This window comes from Chitinophaga sp. (genome assembly GCF_036569185.1).
Taxonomy (GTDB): Bacteria; Bacteroidota; Bacteroidia; order Chitinophagales; family Chitinophagaceae; genus Chitinophaga.
This window is the reverse complement of the sequence record NZ_DATCRD010000212.1, coordinates 1-11560: the sequence shown is the minus strand read 5'-3', so window position 1 is coordinate 11560 and position 11560 is coordinate 1. Positions and strand designations below refer to the sequence as shown.

Annotated in this window: 10 protein-coding genes; 1 reads left to right on the top strand and 9 read right to left on the bottom strand. The window is 47.5% G+C overall.

Annotated features, from left to right (window positions below; all coding sequences use genetic code 11):
* Positions 1–1425: sigma-54-dependent Fis family transcriptional regulator (locus VIM72_RS16170; protein ID WP_332003862.1), on the top strand; the 1425-nt coding region annotated here is incomplete at its 5' end.
* 2 nt (positions 1426–1427) lie between these two features.
* On the opposite strand, the gene VIM72_RS16165 is transcribed toward VIM72_RS16170, so the two are convergent.
* The 9 genes from VIM72_RS16165 to VIM72_RS16125 are packed head-to-tail and all read right to left on the bottom strand — an operon-like array spanning position 1428 to position 11432.
* The gene (locus tag VIM72_RS16165) at positions 1428–2042 is read right to left on the bottom strand and encodes a TMEM175 family protein (protein WP_332003861.1); all 615 of its coding nucleotides are present in this window, start codon (positions 2040–2042) and stop codon (positions 1428–1430) included.
* 36 nt (positions 2043–2078) lie between these two features.
* Positions 2079–3443: a sigma-54 dependent transcriptional regulator gene (locus tag VIM72_RS16160; RefSeq protein WP_332003860.1), complete on the bottom strand. Its 1365-nt coding sequence runs from the start codon at positions 3441–3443 to the stop codon at positions 2079–2081.
* Complete coding sequence (locus VIM72_RS16155) at positions 3440–5731, bottom strand: histidine kinase dimerization/phosphoacceptor domain -containing protein (protein ID WP_332003859.1); 2292 nt, start codon at positions 5729–5731, stop codon at positions 3440–3442. The genes VIM72_RS16160 and VIM72_RS16155 overlap by 4 nt, the downstream gene beginning before the upstream one ends.
* Complete coding sequence (locus VIM72_RS16150) at positions 5728–6423, bottom strand: YoaK family protein (RefSeq protein WP_332003858.1); 696 nt, start codon at positions 6421–6423, stop codon at positions 5728–5730. The genes VIM72_RS16155 and VIM72_RS16150 overlap by 4 nt, the downstream gene beginning before the upstream one ends.
* 44 nt (positions 6424–6467) lie before the next feature.
* Positions 6468–6941, bottom strand: coding sequence for a DNA starvation/stationary phase protection protein (locus VIM72_RS16145; protein WP_332003857.1), 474 nt, complete (start codon positions 6939–6941; stop codon positions 6468–6470).
* 5 nt (positions 6942–6946) lie between these two features.
* Positions 6947–7381, bottom strand: a complete 435-nt coding sequence (locus VIM72_RS16140; protein ID WP_332003856.1) for a DoxX family protein — start codon at positions 7379–7381, stop codon at positions 6947–6949.
* 10 nt (positions 7382–7391) lie between these two features.
* A complete protein-coding gene (locus tag VIM72_RS16135) occupies positions 7392–9272 on the bottom strand; it encodes an amidohydrolase (RefSeq protein ID WP_332003855.1) in 1881 nt (626 codons plus the stop codon).
* An 11-nt stretch (positions 9273–9283) separates the two neighbouring features.
* Positions 9284–10045: a M17 family peptidase N-terminal domain-containing protein gene (locus VIM72_RS16130; protein ID WP_332003854.1), complete on the bottom strand. Its 762-nt coding sequence runs from the start codon at positions 10043–10045 to the stop codon at positions 9284–9286.
* A 22-nt stretch (positions 10046–10067) separates the two neighbouring features.
* A complete protein-coding gene (locus VIM72_RS16125; RefSeq protein ID WP_332003853.1) occupies positions 10068–11432 on the bottom strand; it encodes an alginate export family protein in 1365 nt (454 codons plus the stop codon).
* Positions 11433–11560 lie beyond the last annotated feature (128 nt).

Below are 11560 nucleotides of genomic sequence, written 5' to 3'. Positions count from 1 at the left end.
CATTATCCATTTTTACATAGCCGGGATAAAAAACTGGAAAATGATAAAGTAGATAGTCCCATTATTCACCGTCAGCACCCTGTGAACGACGGTGTTTTCAACCTCGCGCTGTCGGCCGGCCAGCCGGTGATCTTTCAACTTGCTACCCTTACTCAACAGGAAAATATAGCCCCTTATGTTCACTATTGGTTCAAACTTGGCATTAAAGAAATGATGTTGGTGAAGATCACCAATGCCAACCAGGACAGGGGCGTATTATTTCTTTATTCAAACAGGGAAGGCGCATACTCGCCTGAAAAATTCAACCTGCTCTCAGGTGTGGCAGACCTTGTAGGAACAGGCATGTGCAATGTGCTGGCAAATGAAAGGATAGAACAACAGATAGAAGAGATCAACCGGTACAGGCAACAGCTGGAAGAAGAAAAGGCTTACCTGATAGAGGAACAATCGGGTAACCGCTTTTCAGGTTTCATTGGGCAGTCGCCCGAAATTCAAAAGATCTTTCGTTTAATTTCACAAGTAGCGCCTTCCGATGCCACCGTGCTTATACTCGGGGAAACCGGTACCGGCAAGGAATTGGTGGCCCGTGCCATACATGAGGCATCTCCCCGCCGGGGAAAGCTCATGATCAAAGTGAATTGCGCCGCGCTGCCGGCCAACCTGATAGAAAGTGAATTATTCGGACATGAGAAAGGAAGTTTTACCGGCGCATCCGACCGCCGTATAGGAAAATTTGAACTGGCTAATAACAGCACCCTGTTCCTCGATGAGATCGGGGAATTACCGCCTGAGCTACAGGTGAAATTATTAAGAGCACTGCAGGAAAAAGAAATAGAGCGGGTTGGCGGTGGAAAAACGATCAGGGTGAATGTAAGGATCATCGCAGCAACCAACAGGAACCTGGAAAAGGAAGTGTCGCAAAATCGCTTCCGGAGCGACTTGTACTACAGGTTAAATGTATTCCCCATCACCTTACCTCCTTTGCGGAAACGTAAAGAAGATATCCCCCCGCTTACCTCTTATTTTATAGACAGGTTCGCAAGAAATTCCGGGAAAAAAATTTCAGGCATCTCTCAAAAAGCAATGACAAAATTAATTTCCTATGCCTGGCCAGGTAATATCCGTGAGCTTGAGCACCTCATTGAACGTGCGGTGTTGCTGACTAATAAAAGTATCATTAAAATGATCCAGCTCCCTGAACAAATTGGCGCGGAAAACAGCTCAGGCGACAAAAATTTTCAGATCCGTCCGTTGGAAGATATAGAGCGGGAATACATTCTGAAGGTGCTTAAAATATGCCGGGGAAGGATTTCAGGGCCCAATGGCGCTGCTACAAAATTAAAGATGCCAGCTACCACCCTGATCTCAAAAATGCAAAGGTTAGGGATCAAAAAAGAACATTTCGTTACCAGTAAAGATGATTGAAACTATTTGCTTTTAAGTGAAAGCTTACCAGAGGTGCAGGCCCAGTAGATCCACAAAGCAACACAGAGGATCAAAGCCGTTGTGGGCGCCACAAAGGACAGGATAAAAGCCAGGGTATGTACCGGAATACCGTATAAATAATTTCTTTTTATGCGCTTAATGCCTTCCTCAGTGATGTCTGGTCTTAATAGTTGCCTGTCCTGGCTGGCAATCCACCAAAGCAGGTTAAATGCCAGGTTAATGCATACAAACAAGGCAGTATAGATCGCCACTGCAATAGGAGCTGATGAAGTATGATAGTAGCTGGCGAGTAATGCTGTAGGATAGGAAACGCAGGTGGCAAGGAATAAGATAAGCCCGTTGGCAAACATCAGCGGGGTATTACGCCGGTAGATCTGTTTGAAGATCTTGTGGTGATTGACCCACATAATGAAAATACTGAAAAAAGACAGGCTGAAAGCCATGAAAGAAGGCCATTCTGCGGTCAGATTTTTTAAAAGCGAATCTTCTTTCCCTGTTCCTTCCAGGGGTACATGCAGTTCCAGGACCAGCAAAGTGATGGCAATGGCAAAAACGCCATCGCTGAAGGCTTCTATCCTGCTTGTTTCTTTTTCCATATAGCGGGATTTCAAAAAATAATCGTGTAACGAATGCTATTTGTAACCTGATTCAATGCCGTGTTTTTTCATTTTGGAGTATACTGTCTGCGCAGGCAATCCAAGTATTGCGGCAGCGCCATTTGCACCCGACACCTTGCCCCTGCATAGCTTTAACGCATTCATGATATGGTTCCGCTCCATCTGTTCCATCGTTTCAAAAGATGTGGGCCCCGCTTTTTGTTCCAGGTGCACCGGCAGATCAATATCCGCAATTTCGTTACCCGTTGTCAGAATAACCTGCCGTTCAATAATATGCTCCAATTCCCTGATATTGCCCGGCCAGCGGTATTCCAACAGCGATTGCATGGCTTCCTTACTGACTTCAGGTACCGGCTTTCCCAATGCGGATGCAAATTTTTTGAGAAAAAAAGCAACCAGCGGCGGGATATCCTCCTTCCTTTCACGCAAAGGCGGTAACTCCACCGGAAAAACATTCAGCCGGTAATACAGATCCAGCCTGAATCTTCCTTCGGCCACTTCTTTTTCAAGATGACGATTCGTTGCCGCAATTACCCGCACATCCACCGGTATGGGCATATCGCCACCCAGACGATGCACTTCCTTTTCCTGTAATACGCGCAGCAACTTAACCTGCGCCTCTAAAGACAATTCCCCGATCTCATCCAGGAAGATAGTTCCTCCGCTGGCCTGTTCAAATTTACCCACCCGCTTCTGATTAGCGCCTGTAAAGGCTCCCCGCTCGTGGCCAAATAATTCCGACTCCAGGAGAGATAATGGCAATGCCGCACAATTAACCGTTACCAGGGGTTTATTTTTCCTGTTGGACGCCCTGTGAACAGCCTGTGCAAATCTTTCCTTCCCTGTTCCGCTTTCTCCCAGCAACAATACGGAGCTGTTGCTGCAGGCCACGGCGCGAATTTTCTCCAGGGCTTTTTTCAATGCAGCGCCCTTACCAATAATATCCGGAAAGCTGTTCTCATGATCATTTACCACCGCCGTATTATTTTCAACAGCGCCATGCTCCGCACGGTAACGGTACCGGGCAATGTCCAGCATTACCAGCAGATCGCGCTCACGGAAGGGCTTTACAAGGAATCCATATGGCTGCGTTGTTTTTGCTGCTTCCAATGTAGCCTGGTTAGTATTTGCGGAGATAAATAAAAAAGGCTTTTTCTGCAGAAACAACTCTTTGGCCAGTTCAATTCCCGACACCGGCGTCTTCAAAGTAATATCGAGCAGCACCCAGTCGGGATCTTTGATCGCAATTAACTCGCGGGCCTGTTCAACAGAAGTAGCAATACCACACATGGTATAACCAGCCTTCGCCAGCATAATACGCAGATCATTGGCAACGATAAACTCGTCTTCCACGATCAATATCTTTTCTTTTACGCTCATCCTTCAGACGTTTTAACTGTAATGGCACTAAAGATCCTGCATTGGAAATACAACCTGATCTCAACGCCGGTCCCGGCAACCGAAGAGACCCTGAACCGACCATCCAGCTGGCCGGAAAGCCCATGCATCAGGCTCATTCCCAGCGACTGGGTATGCTGTGGGTCCAGCTCCGGTGCAAAACCAACACCATCGTCGGAAATCAGCAGTAAACAATCATCTTCGTTAACACGTTTCAGTGAAACATAAATATTGCCTCCCTTACCGGCCGGGAAGGCATATTTGATCGAATTGCTCACAGCCTCATTAATGATCAGCCCAATAGGCACTGCCTGAACAACATCCAGCAATAATGGATCGGCTTCTCTTGTGAACGAAATTTTATCCGTTCTCTCAAACGATTCTCTCATATAACCAATCAATTCCCCGATGTACCATTTCATATCAATTTTTCCAAGATTATCAACCTGGTAAAGCCGCTGATGAATGAGCGACATCGCGTACATACGGTGCTGACTGTTGCGGATGGCGGTTATCGCATCTACGTTATCAAGGTATTCAGACTGCGTATTGAGCAGGCTGATCACAATCTGTAAATTATTTTTAACGCGGTGATGTACTTCTTTCAATAACCACTCCTTTTCTTCCACTACCTTTTTCAGCACTTCATTCTGATCGTTTATTTCCCGTTGTTTGCTTTCCAGTTCCAGGTTGGAACGTTTCTTCAACCTGTAGCGGTTATACATCAATGCAGAAAAAAGGAACAGCATCGCAACGCCTGCGGCAAACGCATTCCGGAACACTTTCTCATTTTGCAGCAACACCTCCTGGAGCTCACTTTTCTGGGTAAGCAGCTCTATATTTTTATCTTTTTGCCTGGTTTCAAACTGCAATTGCAGCATCCCCAGTTGTTTGGCCTGGGCCACACTGGTTAAAGAATCCGAAAGCACTTTATACTGCCTCAAATGGCTGATAGCTGAAGAGAGATTACCCATTGCCGAATCAGTTCTGTAAAACAGGTATTCCGCTTCGGCCCGGCGTACCAGTGCTAATTGTATACTGTCTTTATAGTAAGCATAACTTTTCAGGTAGGGAATAGTTCCGGGAAAACGGCCTGCCGCCTGCAAATAATAGATAATCGCCAGGCGCAGCAGCTGGCTGGTCCTGTTGGAGGGATTGCTGTGCTGGTAGGAGTTTACAAGGCTTCTGAAGTACTGCTCTGCTTTGTTGAACTCTTTTAGCGCCACATAGTTCTTCATGTAGATAATTGGTTCCAGCATCCGTTCCGATTCAATGGCATCGGGCCCATATTGCGATCTGACAAACAAGGTATCCAGACTTCGCCTGTATTCGCCCTTATTGCGACAGGCATCTGCAATATTTACCAGCATGGTTTTAATGCTTTCCGTGTCTTCATTGTTCCGGGCAAGCGCTAACGCTTTATTGAAATAATTAATGGCCTCGTTATAGTATTGAATGCTGTAATAATTCAGCCCAACACGGTTATATACGGTAGTCATCAATGGTCCGGTGTCGCCCGTCTTTTCCCCTGCTTCCACCGCGAGTAAATTATACCGGAGCGACTGGGTAAAATTATTTAACTCGTGATGGGTTTCTCCCATAATCGAATAAATTCCCTGTAAACGCGGATAACCCATTTGCCGGTAAACGGATAAAGCTTCGGTCAGCACCTCCAGCGCTTGTGTATACTGTCCGTTCAGCTGTAACAGTTCTCCCCTGAACTCATTAAGTTTAGCCACAGAAAGGCTGTCGCCCAAACTTTGATAAATATCGGCTCCCTGCTTGTATAAGCTGATCTTTGCCGGAAGATCTTCCGGTGAATTGGAATAGGTACCACCCAATTCCACTATTCCTTCTGCTTTCAGCCTGGGTGTTCCATAAGCATTTAAAAGGCGAACCGCTTCTTCACTTACTTTTCTGCCATCGGCGGCATGCCCGGATTCCCGGTAGGCTTTTGCCAGTAACAGTTTACTCAGCCCAAGCCCTGCCGGGTATTTCAGTTCAATACTTAATTTCTCCATCTGGCGGGCGATCTGGAAAGCCTTTTGCATATCCCGTTCCAATGATCCTGGTTTATCCAGGAACGACTCTCCCAATTTCATCCATGCGGTGATGGTAGCCGTATCTGCTTTTCTGCTTTGAACCAACCGGCCTATTGTTTCCGGTCCGGCAACCGGTTGCCCGTACACTTTACCGGTAGTTACCGGGAGTATTACCGTCAATCCGATTGCCACCCCTATCAATATTCTCACCAGAACAATTTTCCTCATGGCGCAAATTTACGCGCCATAACTTCTCCCTGCAAATAACATACAACAACAGCCACTCCCGGCAGCAGGATAGCGCTAAGGCCCAGCCATTTAGCCATTATGGCGCCGATCAGGCAACCGGCTAAAAATCCCCCGATGGTGAATACCTGGCCCTGAAAATCCTTCCATGCCACAGCATCGCCACTCCGGCCCTTCCGCATCAGGTTTCCCAGATCCAGCGAGGCCTGGGTAACATTTCCGGTCATCATGGTGGTGGGCCCGTGTGTTTCTTTGGCAAATAATTTTCCAAAAGCATTCTGCAGTCCCATCGCTACCACGGTGATCATTACAATTGAATAGATCATTACTTTCTCTTCTCCTCCCGCTAACATGGGCAGCAAAATAGCGCCAATTCCGCATATTATCAGTACTATACCCTCTGCCAGGAGTATCTTATACTTTTTTTGCGTTTTCTCAACCGCCCATCCACCGGCCATTACAGCGAGTACAAACACCGGAAAGGTGACCAGTTTCATCCAGGATTCAATGTTGCCGCCACCTTTCGCCACCTGCGCTGCGAATACAATAAAATTGCCTGTTACATGCGCAGAAAAAATACCATCTCCTGATACAAAGGTGGCTGTATCACAAAAGCCCGCCACCCATGCCAGTAAAAATGTTACCCAATTGATATTGTGCGTAGCCTCTGTCATGTTTCAATTTTATAGTGTGTAAATCCTTTTTTATCTGTCCCCTCCTATTCCAGGTGAGCCCTGAGCATCCAGGCCATTTTCTCATGCTTTTCCATCAGCCCGGTGATGTAGTCGCTGGTGCCGGCATCGTGAAAGGCGGTTACGTATCCATCTATATTTTCCCGCAAATGGATCAATATGCTCTCATGGTCCGACAGCAGTTCTTTGATATGGCCTATCGCATCATTTTTTTCCCTGGACTGTTCTGTAAGATGGGTCAGACTTAAAAATTCCTTTAATGATGCCGGGGGAAAATGTCCCAAAGACCTGATCCTTTCTGCTATATCATCCACAATTTCTTCCATCTGCCCGTACTGGGATTCAAAAAATAAATGCTTGCTGTGAAAATCCGGGCCTGTTACGCACCAATGCGCTTTGAGGGTTTTGGTGTAGAGCACAAATTCATCTGCCATTATTTTTCCCAGCGAATGGGCTACGCTGGAAAGGTGTTCCGGTTTAATACCAATGCGTGTGATCATTTTTTTTAATTAAATAGTTGAAGCAATAAAAAGGTATCCAAAGAATAGGTACCGGCGCCCAGCGCCAGTAAAAAAAGTAAGGAGAGCGTGTACATGTAAGGTACATCACGCACTTCCAGGTCGTCTTTCGCGTGTACTACAAAGTAACCGATGGCGGTAACCCCGATCGTAGGCAGGATCACCAGCCGGGTCCCAATGCCGAGTATCACCAGGAACGGCACCACTGTATCTGAAAACGTAGCTACCAATGCGTTGAGCTTTTCCGGTAAATGAAGCGGGTTGGGCACATGCTCCTTCTGTCCGTTCACCACACGGAACTTTTTCATGCCATGTACCCTGAACAGCTCCAGGGCCAGCAGGCAGCGGAACAACAGCATGGCCGCATTGTTCCAGGTGCTGCCCAGGTCAGAGTAAAGAATGGATATGATAATATCGTTCATAATATGCATGTTAAAAGGCAAAGCAGGAGCAACCAAATGCGCCCCAGAATGCGGTGTAATTATTGACCGGGATATTGCTCTTACGGGCAATATCATGATGATGCCCGTGAACATCACAACTACCTTTGCAGCTATGTATCCCGGTAGCAGTGGCTGTTTCAGCGCCCGGTATCCTGGCGGCAATGGTAGTATCCCTATAGTATCCCGGGTAGCTTTTCACAGGCGACCAGTCAGGCAGAACGGGTACGGATGGCGGAGCATGAGTGGCGAAATCATCTTTGGCGTATACAATCTTTCCGCCAACAATGGTAAGGATGGATTCAATCGCCTTGATCTTTTCATCCTCTATTTCAAAAAAGTCGCTGTTCAATACCGCGAGGTCGGCCAATTGTCCTACACTGATACTGCCTTTCTTCTCCTGCTCCCCGGAAAACCACGCGCTTCCCCTGGTATACAGTTCCAGTGCGGTTTCCCGGCTCAGCTTATTGGCGTCGCCATAGAGTTGCAGGCCGCCAACGGTTTTACCGGCGGTGAGCCAATACAGCGCTACCCAGGGATTATAACTGCTCACCCTGGTGGCGTCTGTTCCTGCGCCCACCGGTACTCCCGATTGAAGCATTTGTTTCACCGGTGGGGTATGTGCAGCTGCAGCAGCTCCGTAACGATCGGTAAAATATTCGCCCTGGAAAGCCATCCGGCTTTGAATGGCGATGCCGCCGCCAAGCGCCTTTACGCGGTCTATATTCCGTTCATCAATGGTTTCCGCATGATCGAAGATCCAGGGAAGCCCGTTAAAAGGGATCTCCCTGTTTATTTTCTCAAATACATTTAAAAACCGGGTGATGCTTTCGTTATACGTGGCGTGCAAACGGAAAGGCCAGCGTTTCTCCACCAGTAACCTTACTACCCGTTCTAACTCCTCTTCCATGGCGCCAGGCAGCTCCGGCCGTGGCTGAAGGAAGTCTTCAAAATCGGCGGCAGAAAACACCAGCATTTCACCTGCGCCGTTGTGGCGGTACATGTCGTCTCCCTGGTGAAGGGTAACGGAGCTGGTCCAGTTTTCAAAATCCTCGTATTCCTGCTTAGGCCGTTGTGTGAACAGGTTGTAGGCAATACGAACCGTCAGTTGCTTTTTTTCATTCAGTTCACTGATCACTTTATAGTCATCAGGAAAATTCTGAAAGCCTCCACCGGCGTCAATAACGCTGGTGATGCCAAAGCGGTTTAACTCGGTCATGAAGTGCCGGGTAGAATTTACCTGGTGCTCGTATGGCAACTTTGGTCCTTTGGCAAGTGTGGCATACAGGATGAGGGCATTGGGCGTTGCTATCAACAGCCCGGTGGGATTGCCTTTGGCATCTTTCTCCAACCGGCTTCCCGGCGGTGCAGGCGTATCCTTTGTAAAGCCAACTGCCTGCAATGCAGCACGGTTCAGCAGTGCCCTGTCGTACAGGTGCATGATAAATACCGGCGTATCCGGCGCAATGTCATTGATCTCATCCAGGGTAGGCATTCTTTTTTCTGCGAACTGAAATTCCGTCCATCCGCCTACCACCCGCACCCACTGCGGCGATGGCGTTAGCGCCACCTGCACTTTCAGCATCCGCAATGCATCTGCCAGGGAAGGAACTCCATCCCATCTTAATTCAAGATTATAGTTTAATCCGCCCCGGATTAAATGGATGTGTGAATCATTTAATCCCGGTATCACTCTTTTGTTTTCCAGGTTGATCAGCACCGTGCCGGGGCCCTGAAATCCATTCAGTACTGTGGCATCATCTCCAACAGCTATGAATTTACCTTCTTTAATTGCCACTGCAGTTGCCGCAGGCTGGCGCCGGTCTACGGTATGTACCTTACCGTTGTAAAGAATTAAATCGGCCTTTTTCATCCTGGTCTGTTTTAGTTTTGAAACGAAGCAATCGCTTCTTTGATCCCTTCGCCGGCTGTGAGGAAAAATGCGGGGCCGGCAAGCAGTATTACCCTGTTTATTTTTGGAGGGGCAGCTAAATTATTTTTGCGGAGATAAAGCTGGGTGCGATATGCTTCAATAATGCCCCTGGTAACATTGCCTGCAACGAGTGCGGTAGGAGAATCGATACCGGCGTCTTTGATATCGCTGGCGAAAGAAAAACTATTTACCCCTAAATTTAATGCTTCACGCATGGCCACACTTGCCACCGAGGTCATAAGATCCGGGGTGAAGTTATTACGGTTGCCCAGGCCGATCAATAATAAACGGGGCGCTTTCAGGGCTCCTTTGGCTGGAGTGATCAGTATTGTTTCCAACGCATGCCCTGCAAACTTCCCGTTTTTGCGCAGTGCCGTAATTTGTCCGTGCAGGGCTTCATCCAGGTGAACCATACCGTTCAGCGCTGCGGGCAATGCAGGCGGATTAAAAATATCGCCTTCCGTATATTCGAACACGCAAGCCACCTGTAAAGGGGATACGGCGGCCGAAGGCCCCTGTACCAGTCCTTCGATGGAGATCCCATCTACCTTGCCCCATATTTTCGAAGTGCCTACCGGCGTTGTTTTCACGGTGGTATCTGCAGTTACTGTCTGCTGCGCATAACCTGTTGTTTCCAGCAGCAATATAAACAGCAGTGGCAATAGACTTATCTTTGCTATCCGCCAACCGCGATTGTTCTTATAATTTCTCATAATAAATAATTTACTTTTCCTGTTAAAATTTGAATGCGACTCTCGTGTTAATGAATAGACCGTCCTTATGATCTTTGATCAGATCATCTATAAAAGCGCCTGTCTTAAAATATTGGATACCGGCATTCAGCGAAACAAACCTGTTCAGCGTATATACCGCGCTTGCGAGATAAGCGGTACCGATGTATCTTTTCCCGGAGGAAGCGCCTGCCAGGTTAAAATTGCCACTGGGGCGATATACGCCATCCTGCAGGGAGTAACGCCAATTGAGCACCACGTCGGCCTGTAACATCAGTTTGGAACTCGGATTCACCGTCGCATAGGGATGAATATCAATAAGGTTTACCGGGCCTATCTGCGGACTGAATCCAAAATATCCTCCTTTGGGATACAGCGGGTTAAAGGTTCCCAGCTTACCATCATTTTTGTTACGGTCGCCGGAGATGTAATCGTTACGTAAATTGATCGTTGGCCGTGCTTTTACGGATTCAAACATGTAGCCGATATCTGCAGAAGCGGTCCAGGCGTTGATATCAGCAGCGCCAAACTTTCCAAACTGCCATGCCGCCTCGAAATTATAGATGAAGCCACCACCGTATTTCCAAAGCCTCGTACCAAGTGTATGCCTTACTTCCTTTGCTGTTCCTTCTTCGAAAATGGCCTGATCGCGCCGGATGCCCAGGTAATAAATATCGAGGTTACCGGCCCGTTGAAAAATGCGCCTGGCATACAGGCCCCACAGGTTCGCCTGTTTACTGATCTTATTGTCGAATGCCCCTGTGTTCACGGTATCCGCTGCCATAGCAAATGCATCTGCGGTAAAACCTTCCGCGGCATACATTAACTTAAGACCATCAAAGTAAAGCCGCAGGTTAGGCCCTTCCCGCACGGAGATCAGTCGCCCGCTGCCATAATCCAGTTCCTGGCGGCCGGCGCGGACAGTGAAACTTTGTGCACCCTGTTTATACAGCTGCGCATCAATAAAGAGGTTCTGAATATTCAGATGATCTTCATCAATAGGCCTGGGACCGTTTTTACGACCTCCTTCCCAGGCACTCCGCAGCTGCGTGAACACCCGGATCCTTTCTCCGAAGTGAACATCCGCATGAAGGTCGTAGCGCTGCAATAAGAAATTGTTATGGCCTGTTCCCAGCCGTCCCCAATCCTCATTATGAAAATCAACATATTCCCACCTCGCCGATCCTCCAAAAGAAACGTATATGTTATTTTCAGCGGAGAGTGAAGTATATTTTATCTTATGATAAAACGTTGGAGCAGAATCACGCAGGTAACGGTAATTCTCATCAAAACGCATTAGTTTAAATGACTGGGTGTAACCTGCATAACTGATCAGCAGGAGCATGATCAGCATCGCTGACTTTTGCAATAAACAGAAATTGGGAACTCTCAAAGCTGGTAGAGGATTTTACAAAAGAAATCAGTGTTTAAGCATGTGATGGGCATAGTGAATACCTAAGCCATAGGAGCCACCATACTTTTTCATGAGGTCAGTAA

Coding starts and splice junctions, on each gene's coding strand:
- VIM72_RS16165 (WP_332003861.1), bottom strand. CDS start 2,042: ATGGAAAAAGAAACAAGCAGGATAGAAGCCTTCAGCGATGGCGTTTTT.
- VIM72_RS16160 (WP_332003860.1), bottom strand. CDS start 3,443: ATGAGCGTAAAAGAAAAGATATTGATCGTGGAAGACGAGTTTATCGTT.
- VIM72_RS16155 (WP_332003859.1), bottom strand. CDS start 5,731: ATGAGGAAAATTGTTCTGGTGAGAATATTGATAGGGGTGGCAATCGGA.
- VIM72_RS16150 (WP_332003858.1), bottom strand. CDS start 6,423: ATGACAGAGGCTACGCACAATATCAATTGGGTAACATTTTTACTGGCA.
- VIM72_RS16145 (WP_332003857.1), bottom strand. CDS start 6,941: ATGATCACACGCATTGGTATTAAACCGGAACACCTTTCCAGCGTAGCC.
- VIM72_RS16140 (WP_332003856.1), bottom strand. CDS start 7,381: ATGAACGATATTATCATATCCATTCTTTACTCTGACCTGGGCAGCACC.
- VIM72_RS16135 (WP_332003855.1), bottom strand. CDS start 9,272: ATGAAAAAGGCCGATTTAATTCTTTACAACGGTAAGGTACATACCGTA.
- VIM72_RS16130 (WP_332003854.1), bottom strand. CDS start 10,045: ATGAGAAATTATAAGAACAATCGCGGTTGGCGGATAGCAAAGATAAGT.